This is a genomic window from Enterobacter sp. Taxon_2 (assembly GCF_058355295.1).
Genome location: NZ_CM178024.1, coordinates 4,107,211 through 4,127,207, shown reverse-complemented (window position 1 = coordinate 4,127,207; position 19,997 = coordinate 4,107,211). Strand labels below are relative to the sequence as shown.

Below are 19,997 nucleotides of genomic sequence, written 5' to 3'. Positions count from 1 at the left end.
CGATGGCCCTCAGTCTTTTGGCTGAGGGCAATGCTTTTCTTTCCAGTCAGACACCGCCTGAATTCGCCGTTTCGTGAGTTCTTCGCGAATTTCCGGTCCTTTGAATCCCGCCTCGACAACGTCCTTCGTGGGCACCGCTTTCGCCACCTCCCAGGCTTTACGCAGTAAACGTCCCTGCGGGTAGTCGCACGCTTCAAACCCGGTACGCCCGCGCACGTCAGCTTCGCTGGTCAGCGCGATTTGCTCTACGCGCTGGGGTTTGCGCCAGGCGTCGATGTTATCGAAAAGCTTAACGATGGTGGCCGGTTTCAGGATGGGGAAGGTGTGGATCAGATCGTGGAATTCGGCCACCAGTTTCGCCAGATCGCGGATCTCGTTCGGCACGCGCAGACGCTGGCACAGCCCCTCGACCAGCTTCACCCCTGCCGGACCGTGCCCGTGGTGGCGAGGCCAGAATTCTTTTGGCGTTAAGCCTTTGCCGAGATCGTGGCACAGGGTGGAAAAGCGCACGTCCACGTCAGGGCTGAGCATGGCCGCCATGCTCAGGGTCATCAGCGTGTGTATGCCGGTATCAATTTCCGGGTGCCATTTTGCCGGGGCAGGTACGCCAAACAGCGCGTCTATTTCCGGGAACAGCACCTTCAGCGCGCCGCAGTCGCGCAGGACCTGGAAAAAGACCTGCGGGTTACGCGTGGTGAGCGCATTTTCCGTCTCTTTCCAGACGCGCTCTGGCGTCAGGTGTTCAAGCTCGCCCGCCTCGGTCATGGCGGTCATCAGCGCCATTGTCTCATCGGCAATACGGAAACTGAGATGGGCGTAACGCGCGGCAAAGCGCGCCACGCGCAGCACGCGGAGCGGATCTTCAGAAAACGCCGGGGAGACGTGACGTAAAAGACGGTTGCGCAGATCGTCCTGACCGCCATAGGCGTCAACGATCTGCCCGTGCTCGTCCTGCGCCAGCGCGTTGATGGTGAGATCGCGGCGCAGGAGATCTTGCTCCAGCGTCACGTCCGGCGCGGCATAGCAGGTGAAGCCCGTATAGCCCGAGCCCGATTTCCGCTCGGTACGCGCCAGAGCATACTCTTCACGGCTTTTCGGGTGCAGGAACACGGGAAAATCGCGGCCTACCTGCTGGTAGCCCGCGTCGAGCATCTCTTCAGGGGTGGCGCCAACCACCACCCAGTCTTTATCTTTGACCGGCAGACCTAACAACGCATCACGTACCGCACCACCGACCAGATAACTCTTCACGCCCAACTCTCCCGTTTTCTCTTTTCCAGAATGATACGTAAGTCTGGCAGAGAAGACGAATTAGTTCATCCAGCGGTCTTTACGCTTACGGCTTGGGATCAGATGCGGCAGGACCAGACCCAGTACCAGACCCACGCCCAGCACGCCACCGCCATACATAAACCACTGCATGATTATGGTGCGCTGTTTGTCGTCGAGCTGCAGGTTGGCGGCATTCACTTTCTTCTGCGCGACAATCAGCTCGTTTTTCAGTTTCTGGTTCTCTTCTTTCAGGCCGTTAATCACACCGTCGCTTTGCGCCACTTTCTGCTGCATTTCAGCGGTGCGCTGGTTCCAGGTGCCGTCGATGTTGTTCAGCTTGTCGGTCAGGGTCTTCACCTGGTTTTCCAGATCCGGCACGCGCGTGCGCAGGCTTGGCACGGTGCTCAGCTCTTTCAGCGGGATCCAGGAAGTACGACCGGTACTGTCGCGAACCTGACCGTAATTGGTGTCCGCATTGGTTTGTAACAGGGTGACTTCCTCGCCGGCATTTACCGTGCCCACGAGGCGATAATTATCTCCGGGGCCACTGCGTACCCAGGTGTTCAGTTCGTCAGAAACGTAACGCTTTTCTTCAGCGTGCACGGCGGTTGCGGCGCTAAAAGCGAGTAAAGTAAGTCCAATCAGGCGTAATTTAAGCATCATTAGTCGTTATTTTCATAAATAGTGGAACGATAGTAGTGGCAACAGTGTCTCTACGCAAAGCATTCGTCAGCAATCAGAATCATCTGTGTCACGACTCTACACATTTACGCCCGACAAATTGCTCATTGCATGGCAATTTGGCGCAAAATACTATGTACTGACAAACAAATGGCGAGGAAGTTCGCCCTCATTGACGCGTCTGTGACGCACGCAAAAGTACAAGGCTATGGCACAAGAAATCGAATTAAAGTTTATCGTCGAAAAAGACAGCGTTGACGCACTCCGCCAGCATCTGCATACGCTTTCCGGCGAACACCATGCACCGGTACAACTGCTTAATATCTATTACGAAACGCCAGACAACTGGCTGCGCCGCCACGATATGGGGCTGCGTATCCGCGGCGCGGGCGGGCGCTACGAGATGACGATGAAAATTGCCGGCCGCGTGGTCGGCGGCTTACATCAGCGCCCGGAATACAATATCGACATCAGCAAGCCAGAACTTGAGCTGGAACGTTTTCCGGCGGAAGTCTGGCCGGAAGGCGAGCTGCCTTCCACGCTGGCGGAACAGGTGCAGCCGCTGTTCAGCACCGATTTCTGGCGCGAAAAATGGCTGGTGACGGAAGGTAAAAGCCGCATCGAAATTGCCCTCGATCTGGGGGACGTGAAGGCGGGTGAGTTCCAGGAACCGATTTGCGAACTGGAGCTTGAGCTGCTGGAAGGGGACGCAAATGACGTGCTGAAGCTGGCGCGCAAGCTGGTAAACCAGTCCGGATTACGTCAGGGAAGCCTGAGTAAAGCCGCGCGAGGTTACCATCTGGCCGCCGGAAATGCGCCGCGCGTGCTGAAAGAGACGACCATTTTGCACGTTGCGCCGAAAGCCAGCATAGAACAGGGTCTGGAAGCCGCGCTGGAGCTGGCGCTTTCTCAGTGGCAATACCATGAAGAGCTGTGGGTGCGGAATGTGAAAAACGCCAAATCCCACGTGCTGGCGGCGATTGCTCTGGTGCGCCATACCCTTGCGCTGTTCGGCGGTATTGTTCCTCGCAAAGCGAGCGCTCACTTACGTGACCTGCTGACGCAGACCGAAACGCTGATGCTCTCCGATGTCTCGGCGCAAACGGCGATTTACAGCCCGCAAGCCGCCACGGCAAAACTGGCGCTGACCGAGTTTCTGGTGACGCGCGGCTGGCGCGCCTTCCTGGATGCGAAAGCAGAGGCCAAAATCGCGGAAAACTTCAAGCGTTTTGCGGATATTCATCTTTCCCGTCATGCCGCTGAACTGAAGAGCACCTTTGCCTATCCGCTCGGCGATAAGTATGGCGATCAGCTTCCCCGTCTGTCGCGCAACATCGACAGCATGCTGCTGCTTTCCGGCGCTTATGACGGCGTTAAAACCCAGGCCTGGCTGGAAAACTGGCAGGGGCTGAAGCATGCCATCGAAACCCGCCAGCATATTGAGATTGAGCATTTCCGTAACGAGGCCATTTCGCAGGAGCCGTTCTGGCTGCACAGCGGAAAACGTTAACTCTGGCAAGGAACCCCTAGAATGCCGCTTTCTTCACCGTTACAGCAGCAGTGGCAGACCGTTTGCGAACGTCTGCCTGAGTCATTACCGGCGTCATCGTTAAGCGAGCAGGCGAAAAGCGTACTCGCCTTCAGTGATTTTGTGCAGGAAAGCATCACCGCCTACCCGGACTGGCTGGTGGAGCTTGAGAACGCGCCGCCGCAGGCGGACGAGTGGCGGCATTACGCCGGCTGGCTGCAGACCGCACTCGAAGACGTAGCGGATGAGACGACGCTGATGCGCGTCCTGCGTCAGTTCCGCCGTCGGGTGATGGTGCGCATTGCCTGGGCGCAGGCGCTGGAGCTGGTGAGCGAAGAGAGTACGCTGCAGCAGCTAAGCGAGCTGGCGCAAACGCTGATTGTCGCCGCGCGCGACTGGCTCTACGCCGCCTGCTGTAAAGAGTGGGGCACGCCGTGCAGCGAGGAAGGGGTTCCTCAGCCGCTGTTGATTCTGGGGATGGGCAAGCTGGGCGGTTGCGAGCTGAACTTCTCCTCCGATATCGACCTGATTTTTGCCTGGCCCGAGAACGGCTCCACGCGCGGCGGCCGTCGCGAGCTGGACAACGCCCAGTTCTTTACCCGTCTCGGTCAGCGTCTGATTAAGGCGCTGGATCAGCCCACGCAGGACGGTTTTGTTTACCGTGTAGACATGCGCCTGCGTCCGTTTGGCGACAGCGGCCCGCTGGTGCTGAGCTTTGCCGCGCTGGAAGATTATTACCAGGAGCAGGGACGCGACTGGGAGCGTTATGCGATGGTTAAAGCGCGGATCATGGGCGACAGCGACGACGCCTACGCCAACGAGCTACGCACCATGCTGCGCCCGTTCGTGTTCCGTCGCTATATCGACTTCAGCGTCATCCAGTCCCTGCGCAATATGAAAGGGATGATCGCCCGTGAGGTTCGCCGTCGTGGGCTGAAGGACAACATCAAGCTTGGCGCGGGCGGCATTCGCGAAATCGAATTTATCGTCCAGGTCTTCCAGTTGATTCGCGGCGGGCGTGAGCCGTCCCTGCAGTCCCGCTCGCTGCTGCCGACGCTGAGCGCCATCGAGCAGCTGCACCTGCTGCCGGACGGCGACGCGCAAACCCTGCGCGAGGCCTATCTGTTCCTGCGTCGTCTGGAAAACCTGCTGCAAAGTATCAACGACGAACAGACCCAGACCCTGCCGGGGGATGACCTTAACCGGGCGCGTCTGGCCTGGGGGATGCGCGTGGACGACTGGTCAACGCTGACCGAACGGCTCGATGCCCATATGGCAGGTGTGCGCCGCATCTTTAACGAACTGATCGGTGATGACGAAAGCGAATCGCAGGACGATGCGCTTTCCGAGCACTGGCGCGAGCTGTGGCAGGATGCGCTGCAGGAAGATGACACGACCCCCGTGCTGGCGCACCTGAGTGACGATGCCCGGCATCGCGTGGTGGCGCTGATCGCTGATTTCCGTCTTGAGCTGAACAAGCGCGCCATCGGCCCGCGCGGCCGTCAGGTGCTGGATCACCTGATGCCGCACCTGCTGAGCGAGGTCTGCTCGCGGGCGGATGCGCCGGTGCCGCTGTCGCGCATGATGCCGTTGCTGAGTGGGATCATCACGCGTACCACCTATCTGGAGCTTTTGAGCGAGTTTCCGGGGGCGCTGAAGCATCTGATTACGCTTTGCGCCGCCTCGCCGATGGTGGCCAACAAGCTGGCGCGCTATCCGCTGCTGCTGGATGAACTGCTCGACCCGAACACCCTGTATCAACCCACGGCGACGGATGCCTACCGGGACGAGCTGCGTCAGTATCTGCTGCGCGTGCCGGAAGAGGACGAAGAGCAGCAGCTGGAGGCGCTGCGCCAGTTTAAGCAGGCCCAGATGCTGCGCGTGGCGGCGGCGGACATCGCCGGAACGCTGCCGGTGATGAAAGTGAGCGATCACTTAACCTGGCTCGCGGAGGCGATCATCGACGCGGTAGTGCAGCAGGCGTGGGTGCAGATGGTGGCCCGCTACGGCCAGCCGAAGCACCTTGCTGACCGTGAGGGGCGAGGGTTTGCCGTAGTCGGTTACGGCAAGCTTGGCGGCTGGGAGCTGGGATACAGCTCCGATCTGGATTTAATCTTCCTGCACGACTGCCCGGTTGACGTGATGACCGACGGCGAGCGCGAGATTGACGGGCGTCAGTTCTACCTGCGCCTCGCGCAGCGCATCATGCATCTCTTCAGCACCCGCACCTCGTCGGGCATTTTGTATGAAGTCGATGCGCGCCTGCGTCCGTCCGGCGCGGCGGGCATGCTGGTGACCTCAACGGAATCCTTCGCCGATTACCAGAAGAATGAAGCCTGGACGTGGGAACATCAGGCGCTGGTGCGCGCTCGCGTGGTGTATGGCGATCCGCAGCTCAAAACGCAGTTCGATGCCATCCGTAAGGACGTCATGACCACCCCGCGTGAGGGCAGTACGCTGCAGACCGAAGTGCGCGAGATGCGCGAGAAAATGCGCGCGCATCTCGGCAATAAACACCGCGATCGCTTTGATATTAAAGCCGACGAGGGCGGGATCACCGATATTGAGTTCATTACCCAGTATCTGGTGCTGCTCCACGCCCACGACAAGCCGAAGCTGACGCGCTGGTCGGATAACGTGCGCATTCTGGAACTGCTGGCGCAAAACGACATCATGGACGAACAGGAGGCGCAGGCCTTAACCCGCGCCTACACCACGCTGCGCGACGAGCTTCATCACCTGGCGCTGCAGGAGGAACCGGGGCACGTGGCGCTGGACTGTTTCACTGCTGAACGCGCTCAGGTAACGGCCAGCTGGCAGAAGTGGCTGGTGGAACCGTGCGTAACAAATCAAGTGTGATATTATCGCGCGCAAATTGTGAATCTTTCTGGAGTCAGGAATGAAAGTAACACTGCCAGAGTTTGAACGTGCTGGGGTAATGGTTGTTGGGGATGTGATGCTGGATCGCTACTGGTATGGACCGACCAGCCGCATCTCTCCGGAAGCACCGGTACCGGTGGTAAAGGTCGACACCATTGAAGAGCGTCCCGGCGGCGCGGCAAACGTGGCGATGAACATTGCCTCTCTGGGCGCGCACTCGCGTCTGGTGGGCTTGACCGGCATCGACGATGCGGCGCGCGCGCTGAGTAAGTCGCTGGCGGACGTGAACGTGAAGTGCGACTTCGTTTCGGTTCCGACCCACCCGACCATCACCAAGCTGCGCGTGCTGTCTCGCAACCAGCAGCTGATCCGCCTCGACTTTGAAGAAGGGTTCGAAGGCGTTGATCCCGAGCCGCTGCACGAGCGCATTAACCAGGCGCTGGGCAATATCGGCGCGCTGGTGCTGTCCGACTACGCGAAAGGCGCGCTGGCGAGCGTGCAGACGATGATCCAGCTGGCGCGTAAAGCCAGCGTGCCGGTGCTGATCGACCCGAAAGGCACCGACTTTGAGCGCTATCGCGGCGCGACGCTGCTGACGCCAAACCTCTCCGAGTTTGAGGCTGTGGCGGGCAAGTGCAAAACCGAGGAAGAGCTGGTTGAGCGCGGCATGAAGATCATTGCTGACTTTGAGCTGTCCGCGCTGCTGGTGACCCGCTCCGAGCAGGGGATGACGCTGCTGCAGCCGGGCAAGGCGCCGCTGCATATGCCAACCCAGGCGCAGGAAGTGTACGACGTGACCGGTGCCGGTGATACGGTGATCGGCGTGCTGGCGGCGACGCTGGCCGCAGGAAACTCCCTGGAAGAGGCGTGCTACTTCGCTAACGCCGCGGCGGGTGTGGTCGTCGGTAAACTCGGTACCTCAACCGTTTCCCCAATCGAGCTGGAAAACGCGGTGCGCGGCCGTGCGGACACCGGTTTTGGCGTCATGACCGAAGACGAGCTTAAAGTGGCCGTCGCCGCCGCGCGCAAGCGCGGTGAGAAAGTGGTGATGACCAACGGTGTGTTTGACATCCTGCACGCGGGCCACGTCTCCTATCTGGCGAATGCGCGCAAGCTGGGCGATCGCCTGATTGTGGCGGTCAACAGCGATGCGTCGACGAAACGCCTGAAGGGTGAAACGCGTCCGGTGAACCCGCTTGAGCAGCGGATGATCGTGCTCGGCGCGCTGGAAGCCGTGGACTGGGTGGTGTCGTTTGAAGAAGACACACCGCAGCGTCTGATTGCCGGTATTCTGCCGGATCTGCTGGTAAAAGGCGGGGATTACAAGCCGGAGCAAATCGCGGGCAGCGAAGAGGTCTGGGCCAATGGCGGTGAAGTGATGGTGCTCAACTTTGAGGACGGGTGTTCCACCACCAACATCATCAAGAAGATCCAGAAAGACAGTCAGTAAAAAAAACGGGCCAGCTGGCCCGTTTATTTTTTCACCCTCTCCCTGTGGGAGAGGGCTGGGGTGAGGGCATCAGGCCGCACTTACTCCTGGTCATCCACCGGTGGAATGGCCGGTGCTGGCTTCACTTCTTCCGGCGCATTGCGGTTTTCCAGCTCGGTCAGACGCTGTTCCAGCAGCGCCAGCTTCTCGCGGGTGCGCAGCAGAACCTGGGTCTGCACGTCAAATTCTTCACGGCTGACTAAATCAAGGCGAACCAACTGCGCCTGCAGCGTCTGGCGGATTTTCTTCTCAACGTCATCACCAAATTCACGAATGCCTTTTGGCATGGATTCATGAACCTGACGCGCAATTTGCTCAATTTTCTTCGGGTCAATCATTGTCGTTTCCCTTGATGGAAAGGTGTCAGTGTCCATTGTAGCGCGTCATGCCCGGGGTAAACAAAATTGTTTGATGCTTATGCATTGCCCAGGATAATCAATAGCGTTATAGTTATCTCGCTTATTCTCAGGGCGGGGCGAAATTCCCCACCGGCGGTAAATCAGCGTGACGCTGAAAGCCCGCGAGCGCTTTGGGTGAAAACTCAAAGGTCAGCAGATCCGGTGTAATTCCGGGGCCGACGGTTAGAGTCCGGATGGGAGAGAGTAACGATCCAGTCGGGCATGGGCCCGCTCACGTTATCTTTTTGCCGCTTATACGGCGCTCCTAAGACTGCCCTGATTCTGGTAACCATAATGTTAATGAGGTTTTTTTACCATGAATCAGACGCTACTTTCCTCTTTTGGCACTTCAACTCAACGTGTTGAACATGCACTGGACGCACTGCGCGAAGGCCGCGGTGTAATGGTGCTTGACGATGAAAACCGTGAAAACGAAGGCGACATGATTTTCGCCGCCGAAAACATGACCGTTGAACAGATGGCGCTGACCATCCGTCACGGCAGCGGCATCGTATGCCTGTGTATTACCGAAGATCGTCGTAAGCAGCTCGAGCTGCCGATGATGGTCGAAAACAACACCAGCGCCTTTGGTACCGGTTTTACCGTGACCATTGAAGCGGCGCATGGCGTGACCACCGGTGTGTCTGCGGCTGACCGCCTGACCACCGTACGTGCCGCCATTGCTGACGGTGCGAAGCCATCCGATCTGCATCGTCCAGGCCACGTCTTCCCACTGCGCGCGCAGGCGGGCGGCGTCCTGACCCGCGGCGGTCACACCGAAGCGACCATCGACCTGGTGACGCTGGCGGGCTTCAAACCTGCGGGCGTGCTGTGTGAACTGACCAACGATGACGGCACCATGGCGCGCGCGCCGGAGTGCATCACCTTTGCGCGTCTGCACAACATGCCAGTGGTCACGATTGAAGATCTGGTGGAGTATCGCCAGGCGCACGAACGCAAAGCCAGCTGAAATTGCTGATATGAAAAAAGCCGGGGAAACCCGGCTTTTTTGTATTCAGTGATAGTTGATCTTAAACAGCACCACCGTTTCGAATGGCCCGGACTGAATCGCTTTCCCAGGGATCGGTGAGAGCTCCGCGGTGTAGTTCTGTTCGTACTGCAATGTACTGCCGGTAAAATCAGCATACTCCTCGTAATGGTTGAACGTGTAAGGTTCTGTTCCATTAAGTATGCGCAGCTGTAAGCCATTCCCGATGAGCAGCGCGGTGTCATCTTGATCAAGTGATTCAGTCGTATAGAACGACGAGTCCATTTTGAAGCCATCTGAACACTGCGCATCCTGCACCTTCGTTGTCTTCACCGAAAAGGTTCGTTTACGCGTCTGTTGATTCACAATATCGCGAGCGCTAAAGGTGCCGAAATCGATCTCCTGATTCTCCGGGAAAATGCTGAACGTCGCCCCACAGTCCAGAACGGTAATATTTTGCAGACCGTTAATGTGGTACTTGAGGTTCTTCGCATCCGCCATCTGGTTAACACCGCCTTTTCCGTCAAACTGGACGACGATGTAATCACTCAGCGAACTTACGTAACCGTGCGGCGGTACGGCTTTGATTTTTACATACAAGCGCAGGCGCGCGATAAAGGTACGTGACGTGTGAATATCATCCGGATTACCGGAACAGATGCGGTTTTCCCACCCCATATCCCGAATCTGCTGCGGGGTGTAGATAGTGATGCTGTTATTATCCAGACATTGACGGGTATCGATCCCGTTAGGCTGGCCAGTCGCATCGTAATCCACCCCCTCATAAGTAACACCGAGCTCGTAGTAGGGGTCGGTTGCGGAGGGATAAGGGTTGACCCAGGCGTAAACATCCTCTGGTTCAAAGCTACTCACGACGTTGTGGTCGCAGGTCACAGGAATTTTAATGTCATCCGACTCCCAAATTTTCTCACCCACCTGCGCATTGCTGGGGATGGCAAACGGCGAGATGGTTTTGGTTTCTTCAACGGGACCGCCGGAGCCACCCAGGTAGCAATCGAGCGCCAGAGCCTCTTTTAGCGGCAGCATTAAAAGCAGCGACATAAACAGTGCGTTAACGAGTTTTTGCATCTTTTTCGATCTTCCGTTCGGTGAGCTTGCACGGCGCTGTTCCTGCACACTGTGCGTCGATTTTTTTCAGAGCCCCGTAATCGTCGATGTAACCGATGCTGTAATAATTGCCGTGGTAATCACCGGTAGACGTCGTTGCCGTTGCGAAAGGCGCGATCATCAGGCTGTCGAAGCCCGGCAGCATGGTCTTTGCATTCTTGCTGAGCCACGCGAGGGTGATGTAATAGGGCGTGGGGTTATGCACGGTCAGCCCTTTCGCACTGGCTGATATTTCCATCCGCATTTCCGACTGCTCGCCGGGCTTTTTGGTAATGCCTTTAGGACGCCAGAACAGTTTGATGCGGCTCTGCATCGCGACCTGCATAACGCTGTGTTCCTCGCTGGCGCTGCTGCTTTTTGGCGGTACTTCGCGCAGGTTGAAGTAGAACAGGGATTCTCTGTCTTTCGGCAACTGGCCGGTGGACGCTTGCTTAACGATCCTGACCTGCGACGCGGAGCCCGCTTCGATGCGCTGAATCGGAGGAAGCGCCATGAAGTGCGTGTCTTCTTTGCGACCCTTTTCATCTTCAATCCAGGAGAGCGCCAGATAAGGTAACGCCTTACTCTGATTTTCAACCTTCAGGCTGCTGGCTTTGTCGCTTTCCGGGAAGACAATGCGCGTGCGGTCCAGGTTAACGGCCGCGTGGGTGGCGAATGCTGTGCCGGCCAGCATCAGACACAGGCTTTTAAGTGGGGTTAATTTCATCATGATTTCTTACTGACATGGCAGTATCAACTGCATACTGTTTTCAAGGTGTGAAGGTAACGAGAAGCGACACTGCTGATTGTCTCCCCACGTCACGCGGAACTGCTGTTCTGGCTCTACGGCACCGAGCCAGACGTGGCCGTCATCGGCGACCATGGCAATCTGCTTATCGTTTTCCAGCAGGCGAACTACCGCGCCCAGCGGCGGCGTACCGGAAGCGGTGCGTAAGATGCCTGCAATATCACTGCCGGCACGCGTGGCAATCTGACGGTATCCAATCGCCCCTTCCGTCCAGGTTGAGGTGACGACGCGGGTGTCCACGTCCACACCATCGGGCAGGTTGTTCATATTGACCTGCACGCTGGAGGGCGAATAGCTGGAAATCGAGGGTAAAACGCCAATGCCAAACCGGTTGGTTTCATCCCGCGACATGTTCAGCGGGATGTTGCCTACGCCGTCGGTACTGACCATCACGCGCGGTTCATTACCGTAACTGCGCCGGTGCAGGGCGGCACCTTTCGCCGTCGAGGTGAAGGAGCCGTTCCAGCTGGCGCTCAGGGAATTGTATTCATTAGCCTTATAGCTCCCTGAGAGATTCAGATCGCCATAAGGGGAATAATGTTGATAGTTGCCGCTCACCTGTGCCCCAGCATCTGACTTCTCGCTCTCGGTGCCCGCGGAAACGCCCCAGGTATTATTGCGATCTGATGTGTCATACCACGATACGTTCTGGCTCAGGTTGTCGCTATTTCGCAGGTCGTAATTCAGACGATGATCGGGATCGAGCGGTACGCTCAGTGAGAGATAGAACTGCGTATCATCGTTCTCGTCTTGATAGTGTGTTTTACTCCATGACAGGGTGACGCCCAGGTTTTTCCAGCGGCCTAAGTCAAAGTTGTAGCCTGCGGTCACGCTGCCCGTGGTGGACGGCGAGTCGTTCCACCAGGTTTGACGCAGAATATTCACATAGAGGTTGAGCGATAGCGCCGAAATGTACTGGCTTGCCGTCACGCTGAGCGTCTGTTTTTCTGACTGCCGATCGTTATTGTCATTATCCAGAAAACGGGCGTAGCTCAGGAACTGTGGGTCTGAATAGCGATAGCTGGCGAGCGTAAGCTGGCTGCCTGTGGTATCGAAACGTTTACTGTAGTTGACGCGGTAGCTGTAGCCCGTCTGGCTATTCTGACCGGGCAACTGGCTGGTCGCCTGCGTGACGTCAAAAGAGAGGGCACCCAGGTACTCCATGTTTTGTCCAATGCCGGCGGCGACGGACCGATAATGGTCGCCATCGGCGAGCGTACCGCCATAGAGAGAAGTTTGTGACAGCATCCCCCAGGAGAATTCACCGCTCAGAAACGCGTTATCTTCAACGTCATGCGAAGCGTCTTTGCGCGCTTTCCCGGTCGCCAGCTTGTAGCGAACCTGACCCTTTCGGGTTAAAAACGGCACCGATTCTGCCGACACCTGGAAGGTGCTGACGTGCCCGTCTTCTTCCGTCACTTTGACGTCCAGCGTGCCCTGAACAGACTGGTTAAGATCCTGAATCACAAAGGGACCTGGCGGGACTTTGCTCTGGTAAATCACGCGATCGGCAAGGCTGACGGTGACCGTGGCGTTAGTTTGCGCTATCCCGGTAATTTGTGGCGCGTAACCGCGTAGCGACCACGGCAGCATGCGCTCATCGCTAATCAGGGATGCACCGGTATAGGTGAACGCATCAAAAATAGCAGACTGGAAATCCGTTTCACCCAGGGTTAATTTTGCCCCGAGCGAGGGCAGAGGACGGAACATATAAACGCGTGAAAAGCGCCCGTCATGTTCAGTACCGGCATCAGTATGCGTTTGCGTATACTGATAATCACTGCGTAAACGCCACGCACCCATATTTGCACCCGCGGTACCGTAGGTGTTGACGTTGTCCGTGCCTGAGCCGTTATTGGGTTGGTAATGGCTGGCGAACAGGTTGTAATCCAGCAATACGCCGGGTACGCCGTTGTCCCAGGTGGATGGCGGCATCCAGTCTGCGGCACGGTACTGTAGCCATGCCTGAGGGATGGTCACCTTGAGCGTCTGGCTGGCCTGGTCAAAGGTAAACGTAATATCGGGTCTGGAAGAAAAATCAATGCACCCCTCTTTTTCTGGCAGGGCGCTGCGAATGTTTTCCTGCAGAGCAAAGGTATCGGCCAATTCAGGTGGAATACAGACCTGTACCTGATTATTAATGTCTCGCCATCGAAGCTGCCAGCCGTTTGCCAGGGGAATATCATTAATGGAAACCGTAACGAAATAGTTACCTGGAATTACGGCTATTTGATCTTTGAAGAGAGATAAGTCAACGCTACCGCGCTGATCTTTATCAATAGCATTAATGTTAAATTCGGTCGCGAAGGAAATTTTCGTCATTAACAGGGACGTAATAATAATTATCCATTGTAATTTGTATGTCATCGTCCTGTTACTCAGAAAAAAAGAGAATGCCGGCTGCATTAAATGCCAGCCGGTTTATACTGTGACGCGAAGTTATTACTTATACGCCAGAACGTAGTTAGCGGTGGCTTCAACCTGACCCGCAGTCGCGGTTTTGCCTGCAAGGACTTCCATTAACGCTTTGAAGTGCAGCGTCTGCGTGGTGGAGCCTGCCAGCAGATCAACTTCGTTAGCCGCACCCAGCGTAATGTTGGCTTCGGCATTATCCAGAAGACGAACGCCCACGTTCTGTGCGCCACTTGCGTAGGTGTTTGTCATCAGGCTGGTGTCGGTCGCGTCTGTTGCTGCGCTGGTGAAAGTAACATCGACTTTGGTAATTGGCGTGTCAGTCTCATCTGCCGGATCGTCAAGCTGGCAGTTTTCCAGGTTAATATCCACCGGAACAGCGGTAGACTTTTTGTTGGCGTTGATGACGGCCGTGGTCACTTCACCGAGATCGACTTCTTTATCAACGCTGTCTGGTGCAATGCTGCAAGGGGCATCAATGACTACACCTTTGAATTTGATTTTGCCTGAGCCCTGGTCGTCAGCAAAGGCAGAACCCGATACGATGGCAGCCATAGCAACGGCTAACAGAACTTTTTTACCCATATACATGAAAATATCCTTTTTCAAACGAATTCATACTCTGAATATTAATTTCAGAACGCACGTTGAGTATACGGGAGAGCGGTGGAGGGATGCGATTATCGTAGCTTAAAGCCATTTTAAGATTATATTAATATATAATTCATTTTGATTATAAGTAACGGCTTAAATTGACAATTTATATGGTGAGCTTAGATAGTATAATTATTGAATTTTATAAGTTTATTTCTATAAAATAATATTATTTATGAGGTGCGTATTTTTGACAACAGAATAGCGCATTTTTATCTCTATATTAACGTTTCGCAAACCTGCCTCCGTATGACACGGAGGCAGGTTAATGCTAACCGATACCCGCCGATTGTAATAACACCAGGCTAAATCCCATCACCGACATTCCGCACAGTACGCCATAGCTGGGGTTGTTATTGGGATCGATCTCTTTTGCCAGCGGCATGAGCTCATCGACGGAGAGCGCAACCATGATCCCGGCAACCGCGGCCATAATGGCAGCCATCACCACAGGGGAGACCAGACTTCCGAGGATCAACCAGGCCAGCACCCCTCCAAGGATTTCGGCCATCCCGGAAATACCTGCCCAGAACACCGCGGTGCGTTTCGAGCCCGTGGCGGCATATACCGGTCCGGCGACGGCCAGTCCTTCAGGAATATTGTGTAAGGCGACCGCCAGCGCGATGCCAAAGCCCATTTCCAGATTGCTGCTGGCCGTCACGTAGGTGGCGACCCCTTCCGGGAAATTATGCAGACTGATACCAAGCGTTAATAGCACGGCGGTACGCTTGATATTGCGCGGCATAGGCGTCACGTTTTTCTGCATTAAATCCTGCGGATGCGCGTGAGGCAGCACACGGTCGAGGGCAAAGTATCCCAGCAGGCCAAAGACAAACATGCCGTAACCCAGCAGCGGAGACATGCCTTCTGTGCCCAGCGCGGCAGGCAGCATCTCCATCAGGGAGATGAGCAGCATGATCCCGGCAGCAAAGCCCAGCGAGAAGGCCAGCACGCGGTTAGAGGGCTTTTGACCAAGTACGCCGAGGATCGCACCGATAAAGGTCGCAGCGCCCGCGAGTATGGTCAGGATCAAGGGGACTGACATGCATAACTCCTTGTGATAATGATTCTCATTAATATAAATGATTCATTTCTGGCAAAGCGAGGGGCGAACCCCGGCTTTACACATTCCTTACATTCAAATTTCCTGATGATGATCTTCACGCTTATCTGCGTTCATCTTTGCCGGATTGCGCGTAATGTAGCACCATTAAATTGACACCTTCTGTAAGGATATCATCATGACTTCTTCCCGTATGCCAGCCCTGTTTTTAGGCCACGGCAGCCCAATGAACGTTCTGGAAGACAACGTCTATACCCGTGCCTGGCGTCATCTGGGCGAGACGTTGCCGCGTCCAAAAGCGATTGTGGTGGTATCCGCGCACTGGTTCACCCGTGGAACGGGCGTGACCGCCATGGAAGCGCCAAAAACCATTCATGATTTTGGCGGCTTCCCGCAGGCGCTGTACGATACGCATTATCCTGCGCCGGGTTCGCCTGAACTGGCACAACAGCTGGTTGATTTACTGGCTCCCGTTCCGGTTACGCTGGATAAAGAAGCCTGGGGCTTTGACCACGGAGCCTGGGGCGTGCTGATTAAGATGTATCCGGATGCCGATATCCCAATGGTGCAGTTGAGCATCGACAGCACCAAACCTGCCGCCTGGCATCTGGAAATGGGCCGCAAGCTGGCAACCCTGCGTGATGAAGGCATCATGCTGGTGGCAAGCGGCAACGTGGTGCATAACCTGCGTACGGCGCGCTGGCACGGTGAAAACACGCCATATCCATGGGCGACCGCTTTTAATGACTACGTTAAAGCGAACCTGACGTGGCAGGGTCCGGCTGATGCGCATCCGCTGGTGAACTATCTGGATCATGAGGGCGGTTCGCTCTCTAACCCGACGCCGGAACACTTCCTGCCGCTGCTGTACGTGCTTGGCGCGTGGGACGGTCAGGAGCCGGTTACGATCCCGGTCGACGGGATTGAGATGGGGAGTCTGAGTATGCTGTCGGTGCAGGTGGGGTAATAAAAGCAAAACGGCAACTTCAGGTTGCCGTTTTTAGTGTGTGCACCCTCTCCCTGTGGGAGAGGGCTGGGGTGAGGGCATCAGGCCGCAGTCTTACTCCACAAAAATATGCGGATAGAACCGCGACAGATCCTGCGTGATCAGCGCGCGATCTTCGCGAATGCCAATCCCGGCCGGTTGATCGTTGATGAGCCAGCTGCCAATCAGCGTATAGCTGTCGCCAAATTTTGGCAGCTGCCAGAACTCCTGGACGATCATCCCTTCTTCGCCGTACGGCCCTTCAACCGCTTCCAGCGTCTTACCGTTTTCGATAATCGACACGTTCGCGCCTTCGCGGGAGAAGATCGGCTTAACGACGTATTTCTCCATCTGCGGGTAATCATCTTCCGCAAAATACGCGGGCAGCAGGTTAGGGTGATTCGGGAACATCTCCCAGAGCATCGGCAGCAGGGCTTTGTTAGAGATAATGCTCTTCCAGGCCGGTTCCAGCCAGCGCACGCCAGCATCTTCCAGCTTGGTGGAGAACATCTCGCGCAGCATATACTCCCACGGGTAGAGCTTGAACAGGTTGCTGATCACCTGATCCTGCGTATCCGTAAACTGACCTTTTTCACCCAGGCCGATATCCTCGATATAGAGGAACTCGGTCGCCACCTCCGCTTCGGCAGCGCAGTCCTGCAGATACTGAACCGTGCCACGGTCTTCTTCCGTGTCGCGGCAGCAGGCAAGATGCAGCAGGTTGAAGCCAAACTGCTCGCGCAGCTCGGCGAAGCGCTCGATCAGCTTCTCCTGCAGGCTGTTGAACTGGTCGCTGCCTTCCGGCAGGTTTCCGGCATTGGCCTGGTCTTCCAGCCAGATCCACTGGAAGAACGCCGCTTCGTACAGGGACGTTGGGGTATCGGCGTTGTTTTCCAGCAGCTTCGGTTCACCTTTGCCGTCCCACGCCAGATCCAGGCGAGAGTAAAGCGAAGGCTGATTTGTTTTCCACGACTGGCGGACAAAGCTCCAGGTGTGCTTTGGAATGCGGAACTTGGCCATCAGCTCGTCGCTGTCGATGACCTTTTCCACGACCTTCAGGCACATCTGATGCAGCTCGGCCGTCACCTCTTCCAGCTTCTCAACCTGGGCCAGCGTGAGCTTGTAGTAAGCGTCTTCACACCAGTATGGCTCGCCGTACATGGTATGGAAGTTAAAACCGTACTCGGTGGCTTTTTCGCGCCAGTCCGGGCGCTCGGTGATACTGACTCGTTCCATGATCAGCCGCCCATTGAGCGAGTAGAGGAGGTGCCTGTCGCGCTGCGCTGCACGCTGGTCTGCTTCGCCACCGATTCACCAAACCCGCCGCGGGTGATGGTGCTGGTCGTCGCAGGCTTCGGCGCCATCGCCGTTTTCGGTACCGTCACGGTGCGTCCAGGCGTCGCTGCGCCGTAGCCTTTACCGCTGGCATCGGTATATTGACCGTAAGCCGGACTGGCCGGGTTTTTCGAGCTAAACAGCGGCTGCTGCTGGTAGCCTGCACCGCCGCCCATCAGGCGACCCATCATGTAGCCTGCCATCAGCGGCATCCAGAAGCTGCCGCTGGACTGCGCCTGCGCCTGATTTTCAGGTGCGGTGCCGGCCTGGGCCGGTGCCTGCTGGCACTGACCTTCACCGAATTCCGCCACGCAGTCTTCGCGTGAGGCATATTTCGGCGCGGTACGTTCTGCTTCTTTCAGCGCGCTCGTATAAGCCGTTTTACACTCGTCGGCTTTGCCGGTTGCGGCAGAGCAGTCGTCTGCGTTTTGATACAGCGAAACCGTTTCGTCATTTTTCTCACAGCCTGCCAGCATAAAGACAGCCGTGACCGCCAGCGCAACAGGGGTGAGGTGACGCGCGTTCCAGCTCTTGCGGAACGAAGCGTGATTTATAGATTTTGTCCGTTTCATCTTTGTCTTCCAGGACCCAGTGGTAATAACGCTCAGGATAGAGGATGAGTGGTTGAAAATGAAGCGAAGAGGGGCGGAATCAGGGGGATCTTTACGTTGGCTTACGTTCGGATGTGATTTTGCGCCGGGTGGCGCTGCGCTTACCCGGCCTACGATTCAGTAGGCCCGATAAGCGAAGCGCCATCGGGCAATGCTTAGTTACGGAACGGATTATTGCCCTTGCTGGCAGGCGCTGTGGTGCGTGCGGCAGCGGGCTGTGCAGCAGGGGTGTTGCTGTTAGCGTTGAAGTTATCAACCGCGGCAACCTGATCAGGATTCTCAGGTGCAACGCTCTCCGGAGAGGTGGAGACCGGTTTGCCCAGCGCGCTGTTCAGCATTTGCAGGTCTTGCTCGTTCAGCGTACCCAGAGCCTGCTTAATGTTCAGCTGGTTAATCAGGTACTGGTAACGTGCGCTGGAGAGCTGCTGCTTCGCGTTGTACAGCGTGGTGGTCGCGTCGAGCACGTCAACGATAGTACGTGTACCGACCGAGTAACCCGCTTCCATCGCGTCCAGGGAGCTCTGTGCAGACACAACGGCCTGTTTATAGGCGTTGATGCTGCTGATCGAGGCGTTCACGTTGTTGAAGGAGGAACGCACGGTCTGCACCACGTTACGGTGGGCGCTTTCCAGCTGCTCGCTCGCGCCAACAAAGTTGTACTGCGCCTGTTTCACCTGAGAGTTGACCTGACCGCCCTGGTACAGCGGCAGGGAGAAGCTCAGACCCACTTTATTCTGACCCATATTGCTGTCGTCATACTGGGACGTATTGGTTTTAGAGCCGCTATAGGTCGTATCAGAGACACCGGTAGAGGCGCTCAGGCTCAGGGTTGGCAGATGGCCATCCTGCGCCTGACGAATTTGCTCGCGGGCCAGGTCCTGGCTCAGACGCGCCTGCAGCAACGTCAGGTTGCGGTTTTCCGCCTCCTTCAGCAGGGCGTTAACGGCCTGCGGTTTATCCGTTTTAAAGCTGTCGACGTTCAGAGACGCCAGCTCAGGATAGTAATTCCCGGTGACCTGACGCAGGGATTCCAGCGCGTTATCGAGGTTGTTACGCGCGGTCACTTCGTTGGCCAGCACGGTGTCGTACTGTGAACGGGCGTTCTGCACGTCGGTGATCGCCACCAGGCCCACGTTGAAGCGCTGGGTAGTTTGATCTAACTGGCGGTAAATCGCCTGTTTCTGCGCTTCGGTGTAGGAGAGTGCGTCAATCGCGCTCAGCACGTTGAAATACGCCGTGGCCGTGTTCAGGATCAGCGTCTGCTGGTCGGTCTGATAGGTCACATCCTGGATGCCCGCGCTTTTTTCCTGCAGGGTCAGGGCACGCCATTTGGACATATCAAACAGCGTCTGTGTCAATTGCAGTGAGGCGCTGGTAGCATTGGAGTTTACGCCGTTAGCGTCTCGGAAACCGTTGCTGTAGGTATAATCTGCACCTAAACCTAACTGTGGCAGCAAGGGGCTACGCGCTTCGTTAATCTTTTCAAACGCAGCATCACGATCGGCCGCTGATTTACGTAAATCAGGGTTGCCCAGACGTGCCTGCTGGTAGACCTGTAACAGGTTTTCCGCCTGGCTCATTGCACTGAAGCCCGTCAGGCTCAGGCCGATAAGGATGGGGAGCAATTTCTTCATTTGCATTCCTTGTTGTGAAGCAGTATTAGCGCTGATCTAATTAAAAAATAATTGCCGATTCTAACAGAATCTTCCATACCAAAAGGTTGGCGTTACGTGCCATCTGGCGGTAATTTGCACCAATCTACCATATAGCCTTACAAACGGCAGCC

Annotated in this window: 16 protein-coding genes and 1 riboswitch; of the genes, 5 read left to right on the top strand and 11 right to left on the bottom strand. The window is 56.3% G+C overall.

Annotation, left to right across the window (positions count from 1 at the left end):
• Positions 1-9 precede the first annotated feature (9 nt).
• The gene (locus tag AC4IC4_RS19525; RefSeq protein WP_157189737.1) at positions 10-1,251 is read right to left on the bottom strand and encodes a multifunctional CCA addition/repair protein; all 1,242 of its coding nucleotides are present in this window, start codon (positions 1,249-1,251) and stop codon (positions 10-12) included.
• A gap of 60 nt (positions 1,252-1,311) precedes the next feature.
• Positions 1,312-1,932, bottom strand: a complete 621-nt coding sequence (locus AC4IC4_RS19520) for a TIGR04211 family SH3 domain-containing protein (protein ID WP_024906484.1) — start codon at positions 1,930-1,932, stop codon at positions 1,312-1,314.
• Positions 1,933-2,161: 229 nt separating this feature from the next.
• On the opposite strand from AC4IC4_RS19520, the gene AC4IC4_RS19515 reads away from it, so the two are divergent.
• The 3 genes from AC4IC4_RS19515 to hldE are packed head-to-tail and all read left to right on the top strand — an operon-like array spanning position 2,162 to position 7,811.
• Positions 2,162-3,463, top strand: a complete 1,302-nt coding sequence (locus AC4IC4_RS19515) for a CYTH domain-containing protein (RefSeq protein ID WP_491471742.1) — start codon at positions 2,162-2,164, stop codon at positions 3,461-3,463.
• A gap of 21 nt (positions 3,464-3,484) precedes the next feature.
• The gene (glnE, locus tag AC4IC4_RS19510) at positions 3,485-6,340 is read left to right on the top strand and encodes a bifunctional [glutamate--ammonia ligase]-adenylyl-L-tyrosine phosphorylase/[glutamate--ammonia-ligase] adenylyltransferase (protein WP_491471741.1); all 2,856 of its coding nucleotides are present in this window, start codon (positions 3,485-3,487) and stop codon (positions 6,338-6,340) included.
• A gap of 40 nt (positions 6,341-6,380) precedes the next feature.
• The gene (hldE, locus tag AC4IC4_RS19505; protein WP_003862540.1) at positions 6,381-7,811 is read left to right on the top strand and encodes a bifunctional D-glycero-beta-D-manno-heptose-7-phosphate kinase/D-glycero-beta-D-manno-heptose 1-phosphate adenylyltransferase HldE; all 1,431 of its coding nucleotides are present in this window, start codon (positions 6,381-6,383) and stop codon (positions 7,809-7,811) included.
• An 80-nt stretch (positions 7,812-7,891) separates the two neighbouring features.
• Here hldE and ubiK read toward each other — a convergent pair whose 3' ends face one another.
• Complete coding sequence (gene ubiK / locus AC4IC4_RS19500) at positions 7,892-8,188, bottom strand: ubiquinone biosynthesis accessory factor UbiK (RefSeq protein ID WP_014071796.1); 297 nt, start codon at positions 8,186-8,188, stop codon at positions 7,892-7,894.
• A 119-nt stretch (positions 8,189-8,307) separates the two neighbouring features.
• Positions 8,308-8,458, top strand: a riboswitch (FMN riboswitch).
• Between the two features lie 106 nt (positions 8,459-8,564).
• On the opposite strand from ubiK, the gene ribB reads away from it, so the two are divergent.
• The gene (ribB, locus tag AC4IC4_RS19495) at positions 8,565-9,218 is read left to right on the top strand and encodes a 3,4-dihydroxy-2-butanone-4-phosphate synthase (RefSeq protein ID WP_010435670.1); all 654 of its coding nucleotides are present in this window, start codon (positions 8,565-8,567) and stop codon (positions 9,216-9,218) included.
• Between the two features lie 45 nt (positions 9,219-9,263).
• Here the strand turns inward: ribB and AC4IC4_RS19490 are convergent, their stop codons facing one another.
• From AC4IC4_RS19490 to zupT, 5 genes are all read right to left on the bottom strand, one after another.
• Entirely contained in the window at positions 9,264-10,325 is a 1,062-nt protein-coding gene (locus AC4IC4_RS19490; protein WP_491471740.1) for a fimbrial protein, read from the bottom strand.
• Positions 10,309-11,070, bottom strand: a complete 762-nt coding sequence (locus AC4IC4_RS19485) for a fimbrial biogenesis chaperone (protein ID WP_491472842.1) — start codon at positions 11,068-11,070, stop codon at positions 10,309-10,311. Before AC4IC4_RS19485 ends, AC4IC4_RS19490 begins: the two co-directional genes overlap by 17 nt.
• Positions 11,071-11,079: 9 nt before the next feature.
• Entirely contained in the window at positions 11,080-13,518 is a 2,439-nt protein-coding gene (locus AC4IC4_RS19480) for a fimbria/pilus outer membrane usher protein (protein ID WP_491471739.1), read from the bottom strand.
• A gap of 75 nt (positions 13,519-13,593) precedes the next feature.
• On the bottom strand, positions 13,594-14,154 hold the full coding sequence (locus AC4IC4_RS19475) for a fimbrial protein (RefSeq protein WP_491471738.1): 561 nt from the start codon (positions 14,152-14,154) through the stop codon (positions 13,594-13,596).
• 334 nt (positions 14,155-14,488) lie between these two features.
• Positions 14,489-15,262 (bottom strand): zinc transporter ZupT, encoded by a 774-nt coding sequence (gene zupT / locus AC4IC4_RS19470; protein ID WP_491471737.1) that lies wholly within the window; start codon positions 15,260-15,262, stop codon positions 14,489-14,491.
• Positions 15,263-15,458: 196 nt separating this feature from the next.
• On the opposite strand from zupT, the gene ygiD reads away from it, so the two are divergent.
• Positions 15,459-16,247 (top strand): 4,5-DOPA-extradiol-dioxygenase, encoded by a 789-nt coding sequence (gene ygiD / locus AC4IC4_RS19465; RefSeq protein WP_491471736.1) that lies wholly within the window; start codon positions 15,459-15,461, stop codon positions 16,245-16,247.
• A 93-nt stretch (positions 16,248-16,340) separates the two neighbouring features.
• Here ygiD and AC4IC4_RS19460 read toward each other — a convergent pair whose 3' ends face one another.
• The 3 genes from AC4IC4_RS19460 to tolC form a co-directional block, all read right to left on the bottom strand.
• On the bottom strand, positions 16,341-17,501 hold the full coding sequence (locus AC4IC4_RS19460; protein ID WP_032650261.1) for a glutathionylspermidine synthase family protein: 1,161 nt from the start codon (positions 17,499-17,501) through the stop codon (positions 16,341-16,343).
• Positions 17,502-17,503: 2 nt separating this feature from the next.
• Positions 17,504-18,172 (bottom strand): DUF1190 family protein, encoded by a 669-nt coding sequence (locus AC4IC4_RS19455; protein ID WP_491471735.1) that lies wholly within the window; start codon positions 18,170-18,172, stop codon positions 17,504-17,506.
• A gap of 194 nt (positions 18,173-18,366) precedes the next feature.
• The gene (gene tolC / locus AC4IC4_RS19450; RefSeq protein WP_491471734.1) at positions 18,367-19,845 is read right to left on the bottom strand and encodes an outer membrane channel protein TolC; all 1,479 of its coding nucleotides are present in this window, start codon (positions 19,843-19,845) and stop codon (positions 18,367-18,369) included.
• Between the last annotated feature and the right edge of the window lie 152 nt (positions 19,846-19,997).

What these genes read in the sequence shown, in the direction of transcription:
- AC4IC4_RS19475 (WP_491471738.1), bottom strand. Translation starts at nt 14,154, where the DNA reads ATGTATATGGGTAAAAAAGTTCTGTTAGCCGTTGCTATGGCTGCCATC.
- AC4IC4_RS19490 (WP_491471740.1), bottom strand. Translation starts at nt 10,325, where the DNA reads ATGCAAAAACTCGTTAACGCACTGTTTATGTCGCTGCTTTTAATGCTG.
- AC4IC4_RS19455 (WP_491471735.1), bottom strand. Translation starts at nt 18,172, where the DNA reads ATGAAACGGACAAAATCTATAAATCACGCTTCGTTCCGCAAGAGCTGG.
- AC4IC4_RS19480 (WP_491471739.1), bottom strand. Translation starts at nt 13,518, where the DNA reads ATGACATACAAATTACAATGGATAATTATTATTACGTCCCTGTTAATG.
- AC4IC4_RS19520 (WP_024906484.1), bottom strand. Translation starts at nt 1,932, where the DNA reads ATGCTTAAATTACGCCTGATTGGACTTACTTTACTCGCTTTTAGCGCC.
- AC4IC4_RS19485 (WP_491472842.1), bottom strand. Translation starts at nt 11,070, where the DNA reads ATGAAATTAACCCCACTTAAAAGCCTGTGTCTGATGCTGGCCGGCACA.
- zupT (WP_491471737.1), bottom strand. Translation starts at nt 15,262, where the DNA reads ATGTCAGTCCCCTTGATCCTGACCATACTCGCGGGCGCTGCGACCTTT.
- ribB (WP_010435670.1), top strand. Translation starts at nt 8,565, where the DNA reads ATGAATCAGACGCTACTTTCCTCTTTTGGCACTTCAACTCAACGTGTT.
- ubiK (WP_014071796.1), bottom strand. Translation starts at nt 8,188, where the DNA reads ATGATTGACCCGAAGAAAATTGAGCAAATTGCGCGTCAGGTTCATGAA.
- glnE (WP_491471741.1), top strand. Translation starts at nt 3,485, where the DNA reads ATGCCGCTTTCTTCACCGTTACAGCAGCAGTGGCAGACCGTTTGCGAA.
- AC4IC4_RS19515 (WP_491471742.1), top strand. Translation starts at nt 2,162, where the DNA reads ATGGCACAAGAAATCGAATTAAAGTTTATCGTCGAAAAAGACAGCGTT.
- hldE (WP_003862540.1), top strand. Translation starts at nt 6,381, where the DNA reads ATGAAAGTAACACTGCCAGAGTTTGAACGTGCTGGGGTAATGGTTGTT.
- tolC (WP_491471734.1), bottom strand. Translation starts at nt 19,845, where the DNA reads ATGAAGAAATTGCTCCCCATCCTTATCGGCCTGAGCCTGACGGGCTTC.
- ygiD (WP_491471736.1), top strand. Translation starts at nt 15,459, where the DNA reads ATGACTTCTTCCCGTATGCCAGCCCTGTTTTTAGGCCACGGCAGCCCA.
- AC4IC4_RS19460 (WP_032650261.1), bottom strand. Translation starts at nt 17,501, where the DNA reads ATGGAACGAGTCAGTATCACCGAGCGCCCGGACTGGCGCGAAAAAGCC.